This is a genomic window from Pantoea sp. EKM20T (assembly GCF_011800485.1).
Lineage (GTDB): Bacteria > Pseudomonadota > Gammaproteobacteria > Enterobacterales > Enterobacteriaceae > Pantoea > Pantoea agglomerans.
In genome coordinates, this window is sequence record NZ_JAALFW010000001.1 from 150,702 (window position 1) to 171,462 (window position 20,761).

A 20,761-nucleotide genomic window follows, 5' to 3' on the forward strand; every position below is an offset into this window, starting at 1 on the left:
CAAATGTTCCAGGCGACGGTTTTTCCGTCGCCTTTTTTATTGCTCTCATGCTAGATTCTTGCGCCTGAAGAGATGGAAATGTCTTTCCATTTTCACCCGTCATCGACATTCATCATGGTCTCGCATGGACAAATCGCGGCAGCAGCATCTTACCCGCTGGCTTCGTCAGCAACGTCATTTCGCCGGTCGCTGGTTGCGACTCAACACCCTGCTGGGCATGGCAAGTGCACTTCTGATCATTGCTCAGGCGGGTTTACTGGCCTCGCTGCTGCAGGCTCTGATTGTTGACCAGCGGCCGCGTGAATCTCTGACAGTCAGTATCCTGCTGTTACTGCTCTGCTTTGTGCTCCGCGCCCTGATTAACTATGCCCGTGAACTGACCGGTTATCGTGCCGGACAGGCTATCCGTCAGGCTTTACGTCAGCAGGTATTAGATCGGTTATCTGATCTGGGGCCGGCTTGGATTCAGGGAAAGCCAGCCGGCAGCTGGGCGACGCTGCTGCTGGAGCAGATCGAAGAGATGCAGGAGTATTACGCGCGCTATCTGCCGCAGATGACCCTGGCGGTGCTGATCCCCTGCTGCATTCTGCTGACTATTTTTCCGCTCAACTGGACGGCGGGTCTGATCCTGTTTGCCACCGCGCCACTGATTCCGCTGTTTATGGCGCTGGTCGGGATGGGTGCGGCCGAGGCCAACCGCCGGAACTTCCTGGTGCTGGCCCGCCTGAGCGGTAACTTTCTCGACCGCCTGCGCGGCAGAGAGACGCTGCGGCTGTTTCATCGTGGCGCAGCGGAGCAGCAGGCGGTTGCCGCCGCCACCACCGATTTTCGCCAGCGCACCATGGAAGTGCTGCGCTTAGCCTTTCTCTCCTCTGCCGTGCTGGAGTTTTTTGCCTCGCTGGCGATTGCCGTGGTGGCCGTCTACTTTGGTTTCTCCTATCTGGGCGAATTGCATTTTGGTGATTACGGCCAGGGCGTGACGCTGTTTGCCGGCTTTCTGGTGCTGATCCTCGCCCCGGAGTTTTTCCAGCCACTGCGCGATCTCGGCGCTTTCTATCACGCCAAAGCCCAGGCTGTAGGCGGTGCCGATGCCCTTGAAGCCTTTATGCAGGCGACGCCTGCCACCGCGCCGCAGGAAGGCCAGTTGCCCTTCACTGCCGATCGCTCAATCGCACTTACCGCCGAAGATCTGCGTGTCTGTGCGCCTGATGGTCAGGTGTTGTGCGGCCCGCTCTCTTTTACTGTCGCCCCTGGCGAACAGATTGCACTGGTCGGTCAAAGCGGGGCCGGTAAAACGGCCCTGATGAACGCCCTGCTCGGTTTTCTGCCTTATCAGGGTTCGCTGAAAGCGAATGGCGTTGAACTTCGCGATATACGACGGAGTGACTGGCATCAGCAGCTCAGTTGGGTAGGACAGAATCCTCAGTTACCGGCCGCCACCTTGCGCGACAATATCGTGATGAATGCGGCCTGGGATGACGAGCGTTTTGCAGCACTGCTGGAGTCGTGCGGCATTAATGAGTTCCTGCCTCGTCTGCCCGAGGGCATTGACACCCTGCCAGGCGATGGCGGTAATCAGCTGTCGGTGGGTCAGGCGCAGCGGGTCGCGGTCGCGCGCGCACTCTATAAATCCTCGCATTTTTTGCTGCTCGATGAACCCGCAGCCAGCCTGGATGCGCTCAGTGAACGTCATGTGATGCTGGCACTTAACCAGGCGGCAGCCCGCCAGACCACGCTGATGATAACTCATCAGATTGATACGCTAAGTCACTGGCAGACCCTCTGGGTAATGGAAGCCGGTAAGCTGGTGCAACAGGGTAACTGGCAGCAGCTGTCGCAACAGCCGGGTGCGTTCAGTGAGATGCTGAAGCATCGTCAACAGGAGATTCGCTGATGTCCGCCTTGCGTCCTTTTCTTCGTCTCTGGCTGCGCCACCCTTATCGCCTGGTGCTGGGCATCGTGCTGGCGATTGTTACCCTGCTGGCCAGCATCGGCCTGCTGACGCTTTCAGGCTGGTTTCTGGCCGCCTCGTCAGTGGCAGGCGTAGCCGGTCTCTATACCTTCAACTATATGCTGCCTGCGGCAGGCGTACGTGGCGCCGCCATCATTCGCACTGCCGCACGCTATGCTGAACGGCTGGTCAGCCACGATGCAACATTCAGGGTTCTTCAGCATCTGCGTGTCCACACCTTCAGCCGCCTGATGGCCCTTTCGCCAGGCCAGCTTTCGCGGTTCCGGCAGGCGGACCTGCTCAACCGCTTCGTGGCCGATGTCGATACGCTGGATCACCTCTATCTGCGCGTCATCTCGCCGCTGATCGGCGCACTGGTGGTGATTGTCGTGGTTACCCTCGGAATGAGCTTCATCGATCTTCAGCTGGCACTGACGCTGGGCGGCATCATGCTGAGTACGCTGGTGGTGATGCCAGCGCTGTTTTACCGTCTGGGATCGCCCGCAGGCGGCGCGATTGCCCGTGGGCGCGCCCGCTGGCGCTTACAGCTGATGCAGTGGCTGGCGGCTCAGGCTGAACTCACCCTGTACGGTGCCTCGCGGGACTGGCGTCAGCAACTTGATGAAGATGAACAGCGCTGGCAGCAGGCTCAGAGCCAGCAACAGCGCTTGCAGGCTGCGGCACAGAGCCTGCTGCTGCTGATCAGCGGCGTAACCGTCACACTGTTGCTCTGGCTCAGTGCGGCGACAATCAGCCAGCAGCAGTTGCCCGGCTCGCTGATTGCCCTGGTGGTGTTTTGCGCGCTGGCTGCTTTCGAGGCGCTGGCACCGGTTGCAGGGGCCTTTCTGCCCATGTCGCAGGTGATAAATGCCGCTCAGCGGGTCAATGACATTATCGATCAGTCACCCGCTATCACCTTTCCGGCAGATTCAGATGCCCGGCCAGGACGTCTCGCAGTCGATATCGATCAGCTCGACTTCAGCTATCCCGACCGCCCGGATAAGGTGCTGAACCGCTTTACCCTTAAGGTGGCAGCCGGTGAACACATTGCACTGCTGGGGCCGACCGGCTGCGGCAAATCGACTCTGCTGGCGCTGTTGACCCGTAGCTGGGATAGCCAGCACGGTGTCATCAGCCTGAATGACCTGCCGATCACCGCATGGTCAGAGCCAGCGCTGCGTCAGCGCATCAGCGTGGTGACTCAGCGGGTTCATCTCTTCAGTCAGAGCCTGCGTGATAACTTACTGCTGGCCTGTCCCGATGCTACTGATGAGCAGTTACGCCGCGTGCTGAATGACGTCGGCCTGCAGCGCCTGCTTGAGAGCCCGGAAGGATTAAACGCCTGGATGGGAGAAGGCGGTCGCCCGCTGTCAGGCGGCGAACTGCGTCGGCTGGCGCTGGCGCGTGCGTTACTGCATGACGGCGATCTCTGGCTGCTGGATGAACCCACCGAAGGACTGGATGCCACAACCGAGCAGCATATCCTCACCCTGCTGCAGCGGCTGACCGCTGGCAAGACCGTAATAATGGTCACCCACCGTCTCAGCGGCCTGGAGCAGATGGATCGCATCTGCGTGATGGATAATGGCGTGATTGTGGAACAGGGAAGTCATGCCGAATTAATCTCAAAAGCGGGTCGGTACTGGCGTTTCCGACAGCGGATTGCGCTATAGTCTTAGCGAAATGCTGATAGGTAACAAAACGCGATGAGACTGGTACAACTGTCACGGGAATCTTTGCAATTTCCCCCACCGGAGATGGCGCTGCGCGAGCCAAACGGCCTGCTGGCCATGGGGGGTGATCTCTCCCCTGCCCGGTTACTTAACGCTTATCAGCGCGGCATCTTTCCGTGGTTTTCTTCTGGCGACCCGATTCTCTGGTGGTCGCCCGATCCCCGTGCAGTGCTGTTGCCTGAGCAGTTTCATCTCAGCCGGAGCATGAAGCGTTTCCACAGCCGTTCGCCCTATCGGGTGACGATGAATGAGTCATTTGCCGAGGTGATCGAGGGCTGTGCCACCGGTCGTGAGGAAGGCACCTGGATCACCTTTGAAATGAAGCGCGCCTGGTTGCGATTGTATGAACTGGGCCACGCCCACTCCATTGAAGTATGGGACGAACATCAGCTGGCAGGTGGCATGTATGGGCTGGCGATGGGGCAAATCTTCTGCGGCGAATCAATGTTCAGCCGTCAGCAGAATGCGTCAAAAACCGCACTTTGGGTATTTTGTCAGCATTTTCTCAGACATCAGGGCCGTCTGGTGGATTGTCAGGTACTTAACCCTCATACGGCCTCTTTGGGCGCGCAGGAGATCCCGCGCGCCGACTATCTGCAATATGTACAAAGCCTTGCGTGCCAGCCGGTCAGCGATGGCTGCTGGCAGACTCAAACCCTTTTTTAGTCGCACAGAGATGTTTTGCACACATAAAGGCGTATTAAGTGGTATAATGGTCGAGTTTGGTATGTCGTCCGCGCTTCGCAATAACGAGCCGGAATTGCCAGGCTGGGAATCTCAACGCACTCTCGGAACTGTTTTCAATCGTGCGCGTGTAACCGGTTGATACAGATTCTTAGCCCGCTAATCCCCCGCAGACGTCACATAAACACCCTAATTTTACCGGATGCGCGCGACTGACGTGCACCCCGGCAAAGCGTTGGCAAAATCGCCGACGGTTCTTTACATAAATCGTTGAATTGGGCATTATCTTGCCGGTTCAACTGAAAGGTAGTACACCCAGAGGATTCGATGGCCAAAGAAGACAATATTGAAATGCAAGGTACCGTACTGGATACGTTACCTAACACCATGTTCCGCGTAGAACTTGAGAACGGACACGTGGTTACTGCTCATATCTCCGGTAAAATGCGCAAAAACTACATCCGCATCCTGACGGGTGACAAAGTGACCGTTGAGCTGACCCCGTACGACCTGAGCAAAGGCCGCATTGTCTTCCGTAGTCGCTAATTTGCAGTAATCTCATCGCTCTGCAATTTGCAGCGAAAAAAAAGGCCGGATTTTAATCCGGCCTTTTTCATATCTGCAGCAGGTGATTAATGCACCGTGCCTTCGGTTTTGCGTTTTTCAGCACTCAGGAAGTGATAGGTCAGTTCACCTTTCTCACGATCCAGCGCCACTGACACCGAGCCGCCATCCACCAGCGAACCAAACAGCAGTTCATTGGCTAACGGTTTCTTCAGGCTGTCCTGCACGGTGCGCGCCATCGGACGAGCGCCCATCGCTTTGTCGTAGCCTTTCTCAGCAAGCCAGTCGCGTGCTTCATCGCTGACTTCCAGCGACACGCCTTTGGCATCCAGCTGCGCCTGCAACTCGACAATGAACTTGTCGACCACCTGATGGATCACCTCTGGTGACAGGTGACTGAACCAGATAATGTTGTCGAGACGGTTACGAAACTCTGGAGAAAACATCTTTTTGATCTCTTCCATGGCATCGGTGCTGTTGTCCTGATGAATCAGGCCAATCGACTTACGTTCAGTCTCGCGGACACCGGCGTTAGTGGTCATGACCAGCACCACATTGCGGAAGTCCGCTTTGCGACCGTTGTTGTCGGTCAGCATACCGTTATCCATCACCTGCAGCAGCAGGTTGAAGACATCCGGGTGTGCTTTCTCAATCTCATCCAGCAACACCACCGCATGAGGATGCTTAATCACCGCATCCGTCAGCAGGCCGCCCTGATCAAAACCGACGTAACCCGGAGGCGCACCAATCAAACGGCTGACGGTGTGACGCTCCATATACTCGGACATATCAAAGCGCAGCAACTCAATGCCCAGCGCTTTCGCCAGCTGCACGGTGACTTCCGTTTTACCGACACCGGTAGGCCCGGCAAACAGGAAGGAACCGACCGGCTTACGATCCTGACCCAGACCTGCACGGCTCATTTTGATCGCTTCCGTCAGCGCCTCAATGGCGTTGTCCTGACCAAACACCAGCATCTTCAGACGATCGCCCAGATTTTTCAGCGTATCGCGGTCGCTTGCTGACACGCTTTGCTCAGGAATACGGGCAATACGAGCCACCACCGTTTCAATGTCAGAGACGTTGATGGTTTTCTTGCGCTTACTGGCTGGCATCAGGCGCGCACGCGCACCCGCTTCATCAATCACATCAATCGCCTTGTCAGGCAGATGACGGTCGTTGATATATTTCACCGCCAGTTCCACGGCTGCGCGCACCGCTTTCGCGGTATAGCGCACATCGTGATGCGCTTCGTACTTGGTCTTCAGGCCATTCAGGATCTGCACGGTCTCTTCTGGTGAAGGCTCCGTGATATCGATCTTCTGGAAGCGACGTGCCAGGGCACGGTCTTTTTCAAAGATGTTGCTGAATTCCTGATAGGTGGTGGAACCCATCACCCGAATCTTGCCAGAGGAAAGAAGAGGTTTGATCAGGTTCGCAGCATCGACCTGGCCGCCGGATGCAGCACCCGCACCGATGATGGTATGGATCTCATCGATAAACAGAATGCTGTGTTCGTCCTGCTCCAGCTGCTTCAGCAGCGCTTTGAAACGTTTTTCAAAGTCACCACGGTACTTGGTGCCGGCTAATAACGAACCGATATCCAGCGAGTAGATCGTGCAGTCTTTCATCACTTCCGGTACATCGCCCTGCTCTATGCGCCAGGCGAGACCTTCAGCAATGGCGGTTTTACCCACACCCGACTCACCCACCAGCAGCGGGTTATTTTTACGGCGACGGCATAGCACCTGAACGGTACGTTCCAGCTCTTTATCGCGACCAATCAGTGGATCAATACCACCGACGCGAGCAAGCTGATTAAGATTGGTGGTGAAGTTTTCCATACGCTCCTCCCCGCCTGCTTGCTCTTCGTTAACCGGATTTTCTGCGCCTGGCGCCTGGCCGGACTCATCTTTACGCGTACCGTGAGAGATGAAGTTCACCACATCAAGGCGGCTCACTTCATGTTTGCGTAGCAGATAAGCCGCTTGCGACTCCTGCTCGCTGAAAATGGCGACCAGTACATTCGCACCGGAGACTTCGCTGCGACCGGATGACTGGACATGGAAAACCGCACGCTGCAGGACGCGCTGGAAGCTGAGCGTGGGTTGTGTATCACGCTCCTCTTCGCTGGCAGGCAGCACGGGCGTGGTTTGTTCGATGAAGGCTTCGAGTTCCTGCCGCAGAGCCACAATGTCCACCGTACAGGCTTCCAGTGCCTCTCTGGCCGACGGGTTACTGAGCAACGCCAGTAACAGATGCTCGACGGTCATAAACTCATGACGGTGCTCACGCGCTCTGGCGAAAGCCATATTTAAACTGAGTTCCAGTTCTTGATTGAGCATTAGGCACCTCCCCCAATTATCGCCCTTACCTGTTTCCTATATGGAGACGGGTTCAGGCCTTTTCCAGCGTACACAGCAACGGATGATGATTTTCCCGTGCATAGTTGTTCACCTGGGCCGCTTTTGTTTCGGCGACTTCTGCAGTAAATACACCACAGATCGCCTTGCCGTGATAGTGAACTTTCAACATCAGCTGCGTTGCACGTTCAACATCATAAGAAAAGAACTTTTGTACAACGTCAATAACAAATTCCATAGGTGTATAATCGTCATTATTCAGAATGACTTTATACATAGAAGGCGGCTTTAACCCTTCACGTACTTTATCGTCGGCCAGATGTTCAAAGTTAAGCCAGTCGTTTGCGTTTGCCATAGTGTTCCGTTGAGATTTTGCTTTTAGCCTTTAAGTAGCTACATATTGAGAGTTTAACATGCCTGTCAAGCCGCATGCCGCTGCTGAAAATTTATTCAGAAATTCCCCTGCGCGACCTGCATCACAAAATTTGCAATAGCGTTAACTGCCTCAAATTTTGATGATTTTTTCCCCACCTGGCCCGGTGGTTTGCTTGACGTCAGCCGCGCTTTCTCTACATTCTAGCTGCACAGGCTGATTGAGTTTTAATCAAATCCGACTCACAGCTTCGATGACCTCACCTACTTATAAAATGTCTTGCGAGGGAAGTAAAAGCATGGAGACGGGCACAGTTAAATGGTTCAACAATTCCAAAGGCTTTGGCTTTATCTGTCCGATTGGCGGTGGCGAAGATATTTTTGCGCACTACTCCACCATTCAGATGGAAGGCTACCGCACGCTTAAGGCAGGCCAGCAGGTACAGTTCGATGTCCACGAAGGCCCGAAAGGCAATCACGCCAGCCTGATCGTGCCGGTCGAGGTGCAGGCCGTGGCCTGACACATATCGCCTTTCTGAACAAAGACCCAAAAATGCCAGCCAGTGCCGCTGGCATTTTCCTGTTCGATGTCACCTAATCTGCCTGGCCCTGCGCCAGTCCAATCACCCGGGCAAACATCTGCCGCATCAATGGCGGGATGGCCTCTGGCCCGCGTTCCGCCGCCGACGTAGCCACTGCGATCGCCAGTTCCGGCTTGGAGCTCTGGTGAATCGCTTTAGTAATAATACGCCTGGAACTCATCGGAACGTTTAACGGCAGGTGCGCCATCTGATGATAGACATCCTGAAAGCCGTGCTGATAGAGAAAATTTTCCATATCCAGCGCCGGTAACTGCGTCAGAAAACGCGGCTCCGGTTCACCCGGCTGTAACTGAGTGCGTGCCGTACTGGCATATTTATTCCCCGCCTGATCACCGTCAGTCAGGACATGCCAGGCGATACCCATGCGCCGGGCAAACTTCAGTAGCGGTTTTAACCCCGACTGCGCAAACTCAATCACCTTCACGCCTTCAGCAGCGAAGTTGTAACCGCACTGCTGCGCCAGCTCATTCATGATCCAGACTTCGGTTTCTCCCTCCACCAGCAGCCAGCAACGGGCAAACAGTGCAGCAGGCCGGTTGACCCGAATATGGAAGCCAATGCGCCGGCTCTCTTCGGCACTCAGTCCCTCTGGACCGATGCGCCAGGCCGCTACGCGCGAGGGTCCACGCACCAGACGACAGACGTTTTCCACCGGCACCTGCGACAGCAGCTCCGGCGAATTAGTGGTGGCGATTTTTTGCAGCGGCAGCAGCCTCAGCAGATTCCATGCTACCGACAGCATAATCGGATGCAGCCGGGTTTCCGGATCTTCAATCAGCAGCAGCGGGCGGGCACCGGCGGCCAGCGGGACGTCTCCTCGTGCCTCAATCAGCAGGGTAAACATCTGCAGCAGTATCAGCTGACGGCTGCGGGAGTCGGTTCCGGCAATCAGCTGATTCAGGTGATCCAGCGCCCGCCATCCCTGTCCCCCCTCGCGCGTCTGCGGGTCCCGTAGCCTGACCTCGTTGCCCGCATCGGGCGGCTGTACCAGAAAGTAGTGCTGCATCAGTTGCTGCATCGTCTTCAGCCCCTGCCGCAGCACCTCATCGCTGAGCTGTTGCGGATGGTGCTCCAGATCGCGCGCCAGCGTCTCCATACCCGCCAGTAGCTCAGGATGTGCGGTGGGGAGCGGCGCACGACTCCGCGTCCGCTTACTGAAACGCGCATCGCGCAATCGCAGAACCGGATACCGTTTCAGCAAAAGATCGATGGCCGCCGCGCAGTTCTGCTCAGGCAACAGCTGATAGTTCAGGTCAACAAAACGGCGGCGGGTTTCGATACCGCTGTCACGCCAGGTGGCGCTGACGCTATAACAGAGCTGACGCTGGCCCTGAGCATCACGCTGCCAGAAGCTCGAGAGCACCGCATCCGGGTCGTTGCCGTCATCGCGAAAGTGGAACACCACCGACAGACGGCGCATCGGATCGGTCACATCGCCTGGGGTGAAATGGAAATCAGCCTCGGTAAAAACATAGGCCGGTTCATGGGGCGAAAGTAACAGGCTCAGGGCATCCAGCAGACTGGATTTGCCCCAGGCGTTCTCACCAATCAGCAGATTGGTCTGGGTTAAAGGCAGTGAGAGCTTATTGATGCCGCGGAAACCGCGAATGTCGATATGTTCCAGAATCATAGGCGTCCATCCTCAGTTTATAAACAGCATGGTTGCCGCCAGCGAGCCGGTCAAGCCGCTTTCTCAGGGTTTACTCCGTTACGCTTTTTCGCTAGCGTGTGGCCTCTTCCACCATGGATGGCCCATATCGCTATGTACTCCGGACTCCTGATTATTCTGCTGCCGCTGATCGCCGGCTGGCTGCTACCGTTCCGTCAAACTTCAACCCTGCGCCGGGTCAATCAGCTGCTGGGCTGGATGGTTTACGTCATTCTGTTCTTTATGGGCATCAGCCTGGCCTTTCTCGACAACCTGAGCAGCAATCTGCTGGCGGTATTTCACACCGCGCTGGTAGCGGCCTTCTGTATTTTGCTGTGCAACCTGCTGGCGCTGCGCGGGCTGGAAAAATATGCCCCATGGCAGCATGCGCATCGGCAGGAGAAACTGCCCTCGCGGCTGCATATGGCGCTGGACTCTCTGAAGCTATGCGGCGTGGTTGTCATCGGTTTTCTGCTTGGCCTGACCCAGTGGCCACTGCTGCAACACGCCTCGACGGCCAGCGAATATGCGCTGATTTTCCTGCTGTTTCTGGTTGGCATTCAGCTGCGCGGCAGCGGCATGACGCTGCGTCAGATTATCCTGAACCGTCGTGGCCTGCTGGTTGCCAGCGTGGTGCTGGTCAGCGCGCTTATCGGCGGCATGATTGCGGCGTTGCTGCTGGGCGTGCCGCTGAAAACCGGTCTGGCGTTAGCCAGCGGTTTTGGCTGGTACTCTCTCTCCGGCATTCTGATGACCGAAGCTTTTGGTCCGGTCATCGGCAGCGCCGCCTTCTTCAACGACCTGATACGTGAACTGGTGGCAATCATGCTTATTCCGGCGCTGATTGGCCGTCATCGCTCCAGCGCACTGGGCCTGTGTGGCGCCACCTCAATGGACTTTACCCTGCCGGTGCTACAGCGGGCGGGCGGCAATGAGATCGTCCCGGCCGCCATTGTGCACGGCTTTGTGATGAGCCTGCTGGCCCCGATTCTTATCGCCCTCTTCTCCGCCTGAATCCTGTCTGATATGCGCTGAGCTCTGCCAGCGCATTTTTTCACGCCTGCTTTTCTTCCGTGTCGTCTACGCTTCTTTTTTCGGTTCTGGTCACGTCACTCTTCAGGGCGGGCCGACAAAGGAGAAGAGCATGAAACAAACCGTCGCGGCGCTGGTCGCCAAAACGCTGGAAAGCGCGGGCGTAAAACGCATCTGGGGCGTCACCGGGGATTCCCTTAACGGCCTGAGCGACAGTCTTAATCGCATGGGCACCATTGAATGGATGCCGACGCGCCATGAAGAAGTCGCCGCATTCGCAGCGGGCGCGGAAGCGCACATCAGCGGTGAACTGGCGGTCTGCGCCGGCTCCTGTGGGCCAGGCAACTTACATCTGATCAACGGTCTATTCGATTGCCATCGTAACCGCGTTCCTGTTCTGGCGATTGCGGCACATATTCCCTCCAGCGAAATCGGCAGCGGCTATTTTCAGGAAACCCATCCGCAGGAGCTGTTCCGCGAATGCAGCCACTACTGCGAACTGGTTTCGAACCCTGAGCAGCTACCGCAGGTGCTGGGCATCGCGATGCGTAAAGCGATTCTGAATCGTGGCGTCTCGGTGGTGGTGCTGCCTGGGGATGTCGCGCTTAAACTGGCGCCAGAGAGCGCCAGCGCGGAATGGTATCCGCCACAGTTGCCGCAGGTCCTGCCACAGCCCGCCGAACTGGCGCAGCTGGCGCAGACGCTGAACGAAGCCAGCGATATTACGCTGCTGTGCGGCAGTGGCTGCGCCGGAGCGCATCAGGAGGTGGTGGCGCTGGCAGAAGCGCTGAAAGCCCCTATCGTCCATGCGCTGCGCGGCAAAGAACACATCGAATATGACAACCCTTATGATGTCGGCATGACCGGTCTGATCGGTTTCTCATCCGGTTTCCACGCCATGATGAATGCCGGGACGCTGGTATTGCTGGGCACGCAGTTCCCCTATCGCGCCTTCTATCCGGAAAAGGCTAAAATCATCCAGATCGACATCAATCCGGGCAGCCTTGGGTCACATTGTCACGTCGATCAGGCCTATGTCGGCGATGTGAAAAGCACACTGCAGGCGCTGCTGCCGCAACTGACACACAAAAGCGATCGCAGCCATCTCGACAGCGCGGTTAAGCACTATGGCGAGGCGCGCAAAAGTCTGGACGAACTGGCGCAGCCCAACGACAAGCAGCCGATCCATCCGCAATATCTGGCACAGCAGATCAGCCACTACGCCAGTGATGACGCCATCTTTACCTGCGATGTCGGGACACCGACCGTCTGGGCGGCGCGCTATCTGAAGATGAACGGCAGACGTCGCCTGCTGGGTTCGTTTAACCACGGCTCAATGGCGAACGCGATGCCACAGGCGCTGGGCGCGCAGTCGATTGATCGCAATCGTCAGGTGGTGGCACTGTGTGGCGACGGCGGCTTCAGCATGCTGATGGGGGATTTTATCTCGCTGGCGCAACTGAAAATGCCGGTCAAACTGGTGATTTTCAACAACAGCGTGCTGGGCTTTGTGGCGATGGAGATGAAAGCGGGTGGCTATCTCACCGATGGCACCGAGCTGGAGAATCCTGACTTTGCCGCTATCGCCGAGGCCTGCGGTATCCGGGGTATCCGGGTGGAAAAGGCATCTGATCTCAATGGCGCGCTGGAGCAGGCGTTTGCCCACGATGGCCCGGTGCTGGTGGATGTCATTACCGCCAAAGAGGAACTGGCGATGCCGCCGGAGATCAAAATGGAGCAGGCTAAAGGCTTCAGTCTCTACATGCTGCGCGCCATCATGAATGGTCGCGGTGATGAGGTGGTAGAACTGGCGAAAACCAACTGGCTGCGGTAAAACAGAGACTCCATCCAGGCGGGCGCGATGCCCGCCTTTTTTTTCTTCCGCCACGTTCAGGAGCATAGGGTGATCGATTTACGCAGTGATACCGTAACCCGGCCCAGCGCCGCCATGTTAAGCGCGATGATGTCTGCCGAAACCGGTGATGACGTCTACCGTGACGACCCCACCGTAAATGCGCTGGAGGCGGAAGCCGCACGGCTGAGTGGCAAAGCAGCGGCGCTGTTTTTCCCGACCGGCACCCAGGCGAATCTGGTGGCGCTACTCAGCCATTGCGAACGCGGCGATGAATATATCGTCGGTCAGCAGGCGCACAACTACAAATATGAGGCGGGCGGCGCGGCGGTGCTGGGCAGTATTCAGCCACAGCCGATTCTGGCCGCCGACGATGGCACCCTGCCGCTCGACGTAGTAGCGGCCGCCATTAAGCCGGACGATATTCACTTTGCCCGCACCCGTCTGCTGAGTCTGGAGAACACGCATCACGGTAAAGTCCTGCCGCTGGCGTATCTGGAACAGGCGTGGACCTTTACCCGCGAGCACCAGCTGGCGCTGCACATTGATGGCGCACGCATTTTCAATGCGGTAGTCGCGCAGCAGACCACGCTGGCGGCGATTGCCCGCTACTGCGACACCCTGACCATCTGTCTCTCTAAAGGCCTGGGCACGCCTGTCGGTTCTCTGCTGTGTGGCGACACGGCGCTGATTGAGCGCGCACGTCGCTGGCGTAAAATGACCGGCGGCGGCATGCGCCAGGCCGGTATTCTGGCGGCGGCGGGTCTCTATGCGTTAGAACACAACGTGGCGCGGCTGCAGGAGGATCATGACAATGCCGCCTGGCTGGGACAGCAGTTGCATGAGCTGGGCGTTCAGGTCATCGATCAGCAGACCAACATGCTGTTTGTGGCGGTGCCGGAAGCCCAGGTCAAACCATTAGGTGAGTGGATGAAGGCGCGCGGGGTGTTAATCAGCGCAGGAACCCGCACCCGTCTGGTCACCCATCTGGATGCTGATCGTGCGGCACTGGCGCAGGTCGTCGCCCACTGGAAGGCGTTTTTACACCAATAATCCGCTATTGCGCCGCGCCATATTTATCCAGTAGCGCGGCGGCTATCGCGGCGGTTTCTGCATCGGGCTGCCCGCGATAATCCGCAGGCCGGAAATGCATCTGAAACGCGGCGATCACCCTCTGCTGTTCACGCGCGCTCATCTCTGCCGTTACGGGATAGCCATAGCGCTGTAAACGTTCCAGTAGTGGCTCCACGGGCACCACCGCGTGCGGATCCTGACCCGCTAAATGAAACTGCACTCGTCCGGCATCGGGCCAGGCACCCATTCCGCGCTGGGCCAGCTGATGCCACGGAAAGAGTGGGCCGGGATCCTGCTTACGCTGCGGCGCGATATCACTGTGACCGACAATATTTTCCGGTGCGATGCCGTAGCGCTGTGCAATATCGCGCAGCAGCGCCTCCAGCGTGGTGATCTGCGCAGCGGTAAATGGCTGCCATTCAAGACCTGTCAGGGTCCGGCGATAACCCTGGTTCACCAGTTCGATACCAATCGATGTGTCATTGATGCGGCTGGCTCCGCGCCAGAAGCTTGGACCGGCATGCCAGGCGAGCTGCTGCTCCGGCACCAGTTGCCAGATAACGCCTTTCCCGGCGCGCTGTGGCGGCTGGCGGGGGATCAGATAGTGGGCGCTGACTTCCCGATCGGTCAGGGTCGCCAGCGACGAAGAAAAATCTTCGGCGGTGTAGTGGATCACAATCACCTTCACCCGCGGTCGCGCGCCCTGCGCCGGATGCCGCACATCGGCCCAGTAGCCGTCACGGGATTCTATCCCGGACTGGCAGCCCGCCAGCAGCAGCGCCAGTATCAGCCACAGCCCCCGTTTCAACGAATGATCACCGCCGTGCCGCTGACGCTCACCATCAGCATGCTGCCATCTTTGCCGACCGTTTCGTAGTCAATATCGATACCGACCACGGCGTTGGCGCCCAGCGCTTTTGCCTGCTCCTCCAGCTCTTCAAACGCGATCTCTCGCGCTTTGCGCAGCTCTTTCTCGTAAGCACCGGAGCGGCCACCGACCACATCACGGATGCCAGCGAAAAAGTCACGGAAGATGTTGGCACCCAGAATCGCTTCACCGGTGACGACGCCACAATATTCGCTGATGCTGTGACCTTCCAGCGTGGGGGTTGTTGAAAATTTCATCGCATTCTCCTTGTTGAAAACCGGGCTAAGGCTCTTTCGACTAAAAAGCACGGCTATACTCTATGCTAAAAAGGGCACCTTGCCAGAGAACCATAAGGAAATCGAGATGAGAAACAACGCGTTTGCGCTAATGATCCCGGCGGCCCTGCTGCTCAGCGCCTGTACCACCGTTGAGCCAGTGATTAAGGATAATGGCCCACGTACCGCACCGTGCATTGAAGGCGGTCCTGACCAGGTGGCCCAGCAGTTTTACGACCTGCGTATCGAACAGCCTACGCAGGGTCTGCCCGACAGCAACACCCTGGCAAAATATCGCCCTTACCTGAGTGATGCGCTGTACCACTCATTGCAGGCGGCCAGCGGCAGCAATGCAGGCGCACAGTGGCGCAATGGCGATCTCTTCTCCAGCCTGTCACAGGGTCCGACCGCCGCCAGCGTCGCTGATGCTTCCACCATTCCGAACCGCGATGCACGCAACATCCCGCTGCGGGTCGACCTGAGCCGCGACGGCAAGCAGTGGCAGGATGAAGTGCTGATGATCCATCAGGGCAGTTGCTGGGTGGTGGATGATGTGCGCTACATGGCCAACCCTGCGCATGCAGAGGGTGGCAGCCTGAGCCAGATGCTTGAGAAATCGAAAAAATAACCTCAGGCTTAACCGTTCAGAGAAGCGCAGTCGCCCCCGGGCGCTGCGCTTTTTTTATTTCCGCCGCCCGTCCCGCTGCAGCGCGCTGCTCCCAGGCAGTGCATGATATTGTGCTAAGCTTTTGCGGTTAGCCTGCTGTTTTACAAATTTTAACCCACCTTATTTGCATAACTATTCTGGTGACGTTAAAATCCGCGACACTAATAGCTATTCAAATCTGGCGCATGAGTATTCAACTAAACGCAATAAACTGCTTCTACGGTGCTCATCAGGCGCTGTTCGACATTAACCTTGAGTGTCCGCAAGGCGAGACCCTGGTGCTGCTGGGTCCCAGCGGTGCGGGTAAGAGTTCGCTGCTGCGGGTGCTTAACCTGCTGGAGCAACCGCGTTCAGGTCAGTTGCAGATTGCCGGTAATCAGTTCGACTTCAGCCAGAAACCCTCCGATGCTGCGATTCGCGAACTGCGTCAGAACGTCGGTATGGTGTTTCAACAGTACAACCTCTGGCCGCACCTTACCGTGCTGCAGAATCTGATTGAAGCGCCCTGCCGGGTACTGGGCCTCAGCAAAAGTGACGCCCGCGCCCGCGCCGACAAGCTGCTTGACCGGCTGCGCCTGACGCCCTACAGCGATCGCTTTCCGCTGCATCTCTCCGGTGGTCAGCAGCAGCGTGTGGCGATTGCCCGCGCGCTGATGATGGAGCCGCAGGTGCTGCTGTTCGATGAGCCGACTGCCGCGCTGGACCCTGAAATTACCGCACAGATTGTCAGTATCATTCGCGAACTGGCCCAGACCCGCATTACCCAGGTGATTGTGACCCATGAAGTGGAGGTGGCACGTAAAACGGCCAGCCGCGTCGTCTATATGGAGAACGGTCACATTGTGGAACAGGGCGATGCCAGCCGCTTTACACAGCCGCAAACCGAGGCGTTTGCTCACTATCTTTCGCACTAAGTCAGGATGCTAAAAATGAAAAAAATGGTACTTGCTGCACTGCTTGCTGGTTTTAGCCTGAGCGCTACGGCGGCTCAGACGATTCGTTTTGCGACCGAAGCCTCTTATCCTCCTTTTGAGTTTGTGGATGCGGACAACAAGATTCAGGGCTTTGATGTCGATCTGGCCAATGCGCTGTGTAAAGAGATTGACGCGACCTGCACCTTCACCAATCAGGCGTTCGACAGCCTGATCCCAAGCCTGAAATTCCGTCGTTTTGATGCGGTGATGGCGGGCATGGATATCACGCCAGATCGTGAAAAACAGGTCCTGTTCACCAAGCCTTACTACGACAACTCCGCGCTGTTTGTTGCCCAGAAAGGCAAAGTCGCCAGCGTGGAAGCGCTGAAAGGCAAGCGGGTTGGCGTCCAGAACGGCACCACCCATCAGAAATACCTGACTGAGAAACACAGCGAGATCACCACCGTTCCTTACGACAGCTATCAGAATGCGGTGCTGGATCTGAAAAATGGCCGTATTGATGCTGTGTTCGGTGACACCGCAGTCGTCAACGAGTGGCTGAAGCAGAATGCCGCGCTGGCTGCCGTTGGTGAGAAAGTCACGGACAAAGCCTACTTTGGTACCGGCCTGGGCATTGCGGTACGTACCGGTAACACCGATCTGCAGACCAAATTCAATGGCGCGCTGGATAAGATCAAAGCAGACGGCACGTACAAAACCATCTACAGCAAATGGTTCCAGCAGTAATCTCTGATGAATGAAATGATGACCCTCGCAAGCGCCGCCGGCATGACCGTCGGCCTTGCTGTTTGTGCTCTCATCGCTGGCCTGGTGCTGGCGATGATTTTCGCTGGCTGGGAGTCACTGCGCCTGAAACCGCTGGCGTGGATTGGCACCGGCCTGGTAACGCTGATCCGCGGCCTGCCGGAAATTCTGGTGGTGCTGTTTATCTATTTTGGCGCCTCACAGCTGCTGCTCACCCTCTCTGACGGCTTCACCCTGAATTTCGGCCTGTTTCAGTTACCGATTCAGGTTGAAATTGAAAACTTCGACGTCAGTCCGTTCCTGTGCGGTGTGATTGCGCTGGCGATGCTCTATGCCGCCTATGCCTCGCAGACGCTGCGCGGCGCGCTGAAAGCGGTGCCGATGGGTCAGTGGGAGTCGGGTCAGGCGCTGGGCATGAAAAAATCGGCCATCTTTCTCCGGCTGATTATGCCGCAGATGTGGCGTCACGCCCTGCCCGGTCTGGGCAATCAGTGGCTGGTGCTGCTGAAAGATACTGCGCTGGTCTCGCTGATTAGCGTCAACGATCTGATGCTGCAAACCAAAAGTATCGCCACCCGCACGCAGGAGCCGTTTACCTGGTTCCTGGTGGCGGCCGCTATCTACTTAGTGATCACGCTCTTCAGCCAGGCGGTGTTACGCCGCATCGAACTGCGCACCACCCGCTTTGAACGGGGGAACAGCTAATGCTGGCCTATCTGCCTGAACTCCTGAAAGGGTTGCATACCAGCCTGACGCTGACGGCAGCCTCGCTGGTCGTGGCCCTGCTGCTGGCGCTGCTCTTCACCGTGGTGCTGTCGCTGAAAACGCCGGTGTTCAACCCGCTGGTCAAAGGCTTTATTACGCTGTTTACCGGCACACCGCTGCTGGTGCAGATTTTCCTGATCTATTACGGTCCGGGACAGTTTCCCTCGATCCAGCAGATCCCCTGGCTGTGGCATTTACTGTCGCAGCCCTGGCTGTGCGCGATGCTGGCGCTGTCGCTGAACAGCGCGGCTTACACCACGCAGCTGTTTTACGGTGCGGTGCGTGCGATTCCTTCCGGACAGTGGCAATCGTGTGCCGCGCTCGGCATGAGCCGCAAAGATACCCTGCGCATTCTGCTGCCGTATGCATTTAAACGCGCCCTCTCCTCCTACTCCAATGAAGTGGTGCTGGTGTTCAAAGGCACCTCGCTGGCCTACACCATCACCCTGATGGAAGTCATGGGCCACGGTCAGTTGCTCTATGGCCGCACCTACGACATCACGGTCTATGCCGCGGCGGGTCTGGTTTATCTCTGCGTTAACGGTTTGCTGACGCTGATGATGCGGCTGATCGAAAAGCGCGCCCTGGCCTTCGAACGACGTAACTGATATCCGGGCGAGGCCCCTCGCCCTTTTCGCCTGAAAAATCACACTAATTGCATAAAAATGCATTTTATGGCAGGGTATCGCCTTCTCTGGCTGACCACATCACAGGAATCATAAAATGAAAAAATGGATTGTTGCCGCTGCGCTGGCTTCGCTGGCACTTACCGCCCAGGCAGCGGAAAAGATTCGCTTCGCCGCCTCAGCGACCTACCCGCCGTTTGAATCCCTGGATCGGGAAAATAACCTGGTGGGATTCGATATCGATCTGGCCAAAGCGCTGTGCCAGCAGATGAAAGCGGAGTGTACCTTTACCAACAATGCCTTCGACAGCCTGATCCCGTCACTGAAGTTCCGCCGCTATGACGCGGTGATTTCCGGCATGGATATCACCACTGAGCGCAGCAAGCAGGTCGATTTTACCCAGCCTTATTACGCTAACTCCGCCATCGTGATCGCCCGTAAAGGCCAGTTCAGCAGCTTTGCTGAGCTTAAGGGCAAGCGCATTGGCGTGGAAAACGGCACCACTCACCAGAAGTACCTGCAGGATCAGCATCCGGAAGTGAAAGTGGTGGCCTATGACAGCTATCAGAATGCGATTCTGGATATGAAGAGTGGCCGGCTGGATGGCGTGTTTGGCGACAGCGCGGTGGTGAATCAGTGGCTGAAGACCAATGCGGATCTCGCCACTGTCGGTGAACATGTTACGGATGCGGACTACTTTGGCACCGGTCTCGGCATTGCCGTGCGTAAAGGCAATACGGCGCTTCGCGATCAGTTCAATCAGGCGCTGAACGAACTGAAAGCCAACGGCAGCTGGCAGCAGCTTAATCAGAAGTGGTTCCCGGAGTGATTACCGGCTGAGGCTACCTCTGACGATGCTTTCCCGGACTCGTGCTGACGGCGGGTTAACAGCGTCAGCACTTCAAAATGGGCGGTGTGGGGAAACATATCGAACAGTTGCACCTTCGTCACCTCATAGGCACTCAGTCGGGCAATATCCTGCGCCATGGTCTGCGGATTACAGCTTGAATAGAGCAGATAATCCGGGGCCATCTGGCTGAGATAGTCGCACAGCGCCTCACCAATTCCACGACGCGGCGGATTAACCAGCACCAGCTGCGGCACCGCATCGCGTCCGGTCGCAAACGCCGTAGAATCCAGCGCCGCAAACTGCACTTTTTCCAGTCCCAGCATCTCAGCGGAACGTTGGGCGCATTTTATCGCCTCGGCGCTGATCTCAATGCCCGTCAGTTCCATCTCCGCTGTCGCGCAGTGCAGACCAAAACCGCCTACGCCGCAGAAGAGATCCCACATGCTGTTGACCGGCAGCGCCCTGACCCAGTCGCGCGCGGTGGCATAGAGTGCGCTGGCAACCTGCGGGTTGGTCTGGAAGAAGCTTTGCGGGCGGATCCACAGCGGCACGCCGTTGAAGTTCTCTGCCAGCGACTGCGCGGGCGTCAGCGCAATCTCCTCTTCCCCCTCCAGAATCGCCATATGCACCGGCTGAATATTGGCAGAGATCACCGCCAGCTGCGGCAATTGCTGTTGCAGCCACGGCAATGCGGCGCGCAGCTGTTCCAGTTTCGCGGTTGAACGCAGGACAAAGCGCAGCATCACGCCGCCCTGCTGGCTTTCGGTTATCAGCAGGAATTTGAGTTCGCCGCGTTTGCGCGCCACGTTATAGGGCGTCAGTCCGGCACGGGCGATAAAGGGCTTAAGTGCAGCAAAAACCGGCTGGAAGCTGGCGGGATAGAGCGGACAATCGCACAGATCCACAGCTTCACCATCACGATGGATTAATCCCAGCACCGGACGCTCGACGCTGCCACTCACCACCATTTTGGCTTTATTACGAAATGCCTGCTGCGGTGATGCGACCGGCGGCAACCAGGCAGCGACCGGCTGCTCAGCCAGTAACTGTTCCAGCAGCGACTGTTTGTCGTTCAGCTGAGTGGGATAGGGTTTTTCCAGCCACTGACAGGAGCGGCAACGGTTAGCGTCATAAAGCGCGCAGTACATGGTAAAGC

General features: G+C 57.2%; 20 protein-coding genes. 14 read left to right on the top strand and 6 right to left on the bottom strand.

What is annotated here, in order from left to right; all coding sequences use genetic code 11:
• The first annotated feature begins 124 nt into the window (after nucleotides 1-124).
• The 4 genes from cydD to infA all read left to right on the top strand — a co-directional run bounded on the left by cydD (nucleotide 125) and on the right by infA (nucleotide 4,914).
• Nucleotides 125-1,894, top strand: coding sequence for a cysteine/glutathione ABC transporter permease/ATP-binding protein CydD (gene cydD, locus HFD94_RS00720; protein WP_122889050.1), 1,770 nt, complete (start codon nucleotides 125-127; stop codon nucleotides 1,892-1,894).
• Nucleotides 1,894-3,624 carry a cysteine/glutathione ABC transporter ATP-binding protein/permease CydC gene (gene cydC / locus HFD94_RS00725; RefSeq protein ID WP_060679857.1) on the top strand — a complete coding sequence of 577 codons (1,731 nt, stop codon included), beginning with the start codon at nucleotides 1,894-1,896 and terminating at the stop codon, nucleotides 3,622-3,624. Before cydD ends, cydC begins: the two co-directional genes overlap by 1 nt.
• Nucleotides 3,625-3,657: 33 nt before the next feature.
• The gene (aat, locus tag HFD94_RS00730) at nucleotides 3,658-4,350 is read left to right on the top strand and encodes a leucyl/phenylalanyl-tRNA--protein transferase (protein ID WP_010254921.1); all 693 of its coding nucleotides are present in this window, start codon (nucleotides 3,658-3,660) and stop codon (nucleotides 4,348-4,350) included.
• 345 nt (nucleotides 4,351-4,695) lie between these two features.
• Complete coding sequence (gene infA, locus HFD94_RS00735; protein WP_002211347.1) at nucleotides 4,696-4,914, top strand: translation initiation factor IF-1; 219 nt, start codon at nucleotides 4,696-4,698, stop codon at nucleotides 4,912-4,914.
• An 86-nt stretch (nucleotides 4,915-5,000) separates the two neighbouring features.
• Here infA and clpA read toward each other — a convergent pair whose 3' ends face one another.
• Both clpA and clpS read right to left on the bottom strand, forming a co-directional pair.
• Nucleotides 5,001-7,277 (bottom strand): ATP-dependent Clp protease ATP-binding subunit ClpA, encoded by a 2,277-nt coding sequence (gene clpA, locus HFD94_RS00740; protein WP_010254457.1) that lies wholly within the window; start codon nucleotides 7,275-7,277, stop codon nucleotides 5,001-5,003.
• A gap of 52 nt (nucleotides 7,278-7,329) precedes the next feature.
• A complete protein-coding gene (gene clpS / locus HFD94_RS00745; protein WP_010254453.1) occupies nucleotides 7,330-7,650 on the bottom strand; it encodes an ATP-dependent Clp protease adapter ClpS in 321 nt (106 codons plus the stop codon).
• A 316-nt stretch (nucleotides 7,651-7,966) separates the two neighbouring features.
• On the opposite strand from clpS, the gene cspD reads away from it, so the two are divergent.
• Nucleotides 7,967-8,188, top strand: coding sequence for a cold shock-like protein CspD (gene cspD, locus HFD94_RS00750; RefSeq protein ID WP_010254451.1), 222 nt, complete (start codon nucleotides 7,967-7,969; stop codon nucleotides 8,186-8,188).
• A gap of 73 nt (nucleotides 8,189-8,261) precedes the next feature.
• On the opposite strand, the gene HFD94_RS00755 is transcribed toward cspD, so the two are convergent.
• Nucleotides 8,262-9,899: an ATP-dependent endonuclease gene (locus tag HFD94_RS00755; RefSeq protein ID WP_167432702.1), complete on the bottom strand. Its 1,638-nt coding sequence runs from the start codon at nucleotides 9,897-9,899 to the stop codon at nucleotides 8,262-8,264.
• Nucleotides 9,900-10,031: 132 nt separating this feature from the next.
• Between HFD94_RS00755 and HFD94_RS00760 the strand changes: the two genes are divergently transcribed.
• The 3 genes from HFD94_RS00760 (at nucleotide 10,032) to ltaE (ending at nucleotide 13,854) form a co-directional block, all read left to right on the top strand.
• Nucleotides 10,032-10,931, top strand: coding sequence for a lysine exporter LysO family protein (locus HFD94_RS00760; protein ID WP_010254448.1), 900 nt, complete (start codon nucleotides 10,032-10,034; stop codon nucleotides 10,929-10,931).
• A 130-nt stretch (nucleotides 10,932-11,061) separates the two neighbouring features.
• Complete coding sequence (poxB, locus tag HFD94_RS00765) at nucleotides 11,062-12,783, top strand: ubiquinone-dependent pyruvate dehydrogenase (RefSeq protein WP_022625954.1); 1,722 nt, start codon at nucleotides 11,062-11,064, stop codon at nucleotides 12,781-12,783.
• A gap of 69 nt (nucleotides 12,784-12,852) precedes the next feature.
• Nucleotides 12,853-13,854: a low-specificity L-threonine aldolase gene (gene ltaE / locus HFD94_RS00770; RefSeq protein WP_010254443.1), complete on the top strand. Its 1,002-nt coding sequence runs from the start codon at nucleotides 12,853-12,855 to the stop codon at nucleotides 13,852-13,854.
• A gap of 4 nt (nucleotides 13,855-13,858) precedes the next feature.
• On the opposite strand, the gene HFD94_RS00775 is transcribed toward ltaE, so the two are convergent.
• Nucleotides 13,859-14,683: an N-acetylmuramoyl-L-alanine amidase gene (locus tag HFD94_RS00775; RefSeq protein WP_033785523.1), complete on the bottom strand. Its 825-nt coding sequence runs from the start codon at nucleotides 14,681-14,683 to the stop codon at nucleotides 13,859-13,861.
• Nucleotides 14,680-15,000: a heavy metal-binding domain-containing protein gene (locus HFD94_RS00780; RefSeq protein ID WP_003849304.1), complete on the bottom strand. Its 321-nt coding sequence runs from the start codon at nucleotides 14,998-15,000 to the stop codon at nucleotides 14,680-14,682. Before HFD94_RS00780 ends, HFD94_RS00775 begins: the two co-directional genes overlap by 4 nt.
• A gap of 106 nt (nucleotides 15,001-15,106) precedes the next feature.
• On the opposite strand from HFD94_RS00780, the gene HFD94_RS00785 reads away from it, so the two are divergent.
• The 6 genes from HFD94_RS00785 (at nucleotide 15,107) to HFD94_RS00810 (ending at nucleotide 19,584) form a co-directional block, all read left to right on the top strand.
• On the top strand, nucleotides 15,107-15,646 hold the full coding sequence (locus tag HFD94_RS00785; protein ID WP_010254434.1) for a lipoprotein: 540 nt from the start codon (nucleotides 15,107-15,109) through the stop codon (nucleotides 15,644-15,646).
• Between the two features lie 224 nt (nucleotides 15,647-15,870).
• Nucleotides 15,871-16,599, top strand: coding sequence for an arginine ABC transporter ATP-binding protein ArtP (gene artP / locus HFD94_RS00790; RefSeq protein ID WP_010254433.1), 729 nt, complete (start codon nucleotides 15,871-15,873; stop codon nucleotides 16,597-16,599).
• A gap of 15 nt (nucleotides 16,600-16,614) precedes the next feature.
• Nucleotides 16,615-17,346 (top strand): arginine ABC transporter substrate-binding protein, encoded by a 732-nt coding sequence (gene artJ, locus HFD94_RS00795; protein WP_022625956.1) that lies wholly within the window; start codon nucleotides 16,615-16,617, stop codon nucleotides 17,344-17,346.
• 6 nt (nucleotides 17,347-17,352) lie between these two features.
• Nucleotides 17,353-18,069, top strand: a complete 717-nt coding sequence (gene artQ / locus HFD94_RS00800; RefSeq protein ID WP_010254430.1) for an arginine ABC transporter permease ArtQ — start codon at nucleotides 17,353-17,355, stop codon at nucleotides 18,067-18,069.
• Nucleotides 18,069-18,737: an arginine ABC transporter permease ArtM gene (gene artM, locus HFD94_RS00805; protein ID WP_031593159.1), complete on the top strand. Its 669-nt coding sequence runs from the start codon at nucleotides 18,069-18,071 to the stop codon at nucleotides 18,735-18,737. The genes artQ and artM overlap by 1 nt, the downstream gene beginning before the upstream one ends.
• A gap of 115 nt (nucleotides 18,738-18,852) precedes the next feature.
• Nucleotides 18,853-19,584, top strand: a complete 732-nt coding sequence (locus HFD94_RS00810; RefSeq protein ID WP_167432703.1) for an arginine ABC transporter substrate-binding protein — start codon at nucleotides 18,853-18,855, stop codon at nucleotides 19,582-19,584.
• On the opposite strand, the gene rlmC is transcribed toward HFD94_RS00810, so the two are convergent.
• Complete coding sequence (gene rlmC / locus HFD94_RS00815) at nucleotides 19,563-20,753, bottom strand: 23S rRNA (uracil(747)-C(5))-methyltransferase RlmC (protein WP_167432704.1); 1,191 nt, start codon at nucleotides 20,751-20,753, stop codon at nucleotides 19,563-19,565. The genes HFD94_RS00810 and rlmC overlap by 22 nt on opposite strands.
• Nucleotides 20,754-20,761 lie beyond the last annotated feature (8 nt).

Excerpts from the sequence above, each read along its gene's own strand:
- cydC (WP_060679857.1), top strand. The coding sequence starts at position 1,894 with ATGTCCGCCTTGCGTCCTTTTCTTCGTCTCTGGCTGCGCCACCCTTAT.
- HFD94_RS00785 (WP_010254434.1), top strand. The coding sequence starts at position 15,107 with ATGAGAAACAACGCGTTTGCGCTAATGATCCCGGCGGCCCTGCTGCTC.
- artM (WP_031593159.1), top strand. The coding sequence starts at position 18,069 with ATGCTGGCCTATCTGCCTGAACTCCTGAAAGGGTTGCATACCAGCCTG.
- artQ (WP_010254430.1), top strand. The coding sequence starts at position 17,353 with ATGAATGAAATGATGACCCTCGCAAGCGCCGCCGGCATGACCGTCGGC.
- HFD94_RS00780 (WP_003849304.1), bottom strand. The coding sequence starts at position 15,000 with ATGAAATTTTCAACAACCCCCACGCTGGAAGGTCACAGCATCAGCGAA.
- HFD94_RS00760 (WP_010254448.1), top strand. The coding sequence starts at position 10,032 with ATGTACTCCGGACTCCTGATTATTCTGCTGCCGCTGATCGCCGGCTGG.
- poxB (WP_022625954.1), top strand. The coding sequence starts at position 11,062 with ATGAAACAAACCGTCGCGGCGCTGGTCGCCAAAACGCTGGAAAGCGCG.
- infA (WP_002211347.1), top strand. The coding sequence starts at position 4,696 with ATGGCCAAAGAAGACAATATTGAAATGCAAGGTACCGTACTGGATACG.
- cydD (WP_122889050.1), top strand. The coding sequence starts at position 125 with ATGGACAAATCGCGGCAGCAGCATCTTACCCGCTGGCTTCGTCAGCAA.
- clpA (WP_010254457.1), bottom strand. The coding sequence starts at position 7,277 with ATGCTCAATCAAGAACTGGAACTCAGTTTAAATATGGCTTTCGCCAGA.
- artP (WP_010254433.1), top strand. The coding sequence starts at position 15,871 with ATGAGTATTCAACTAAACGCAATAAACTGCTTCTACGGTGCTCATCAG.
- aat (WP_010254921.1), top strand. The coding sequence starts at position 3,658 with ATGAGACTGGTACAACTGTCACGGGAATCTTTGCAATTTCCCCCACCG.
- cspD (WP_010254451.1), top strand. The coding sequence starts at position 7,967 with ATGGAGACGGGCACAGTTAAATGGTTCAACAATTCCAAAGGCTTTGGC.
- HFD94_RS00755 (WP_167432702.1), bottom strand. The coding sequence starts at position 9,899 with ATGATTCTGGAACATATCGACATTCGCGGTTTCCGCGGCATCAATAAG.
- artJ (WP_022625956.1), top strand. The coding sequence starts at position 16,615 with ATGAAAAAAATGGTACTTGCTGCACTGCTTGCTGGTTTTAGCCTGAGC.
- rlmC (WP_167432704.1), bottom strand. The coding sequence starts at position 20,753 with ATGTACTGCGCGCTTTATGACGCTAACCGTTGCCGCTCCTGTCAGTGG.
- clpS (WP_010254453.1), bottom strand. The coding sequence starts at position 7,650 with ATGGCAAACGCAAACGACTGGCTTAACTTTGAACATCTGGCCGACGAT.
- HFD94_RS00810 (WP_167432703.1), top strand. The coding sequence starts at position 18,853 with ATGAAAAAATGGATTGTTGCCGCTGCGCTGGCTTCGCTGGCACTTACC.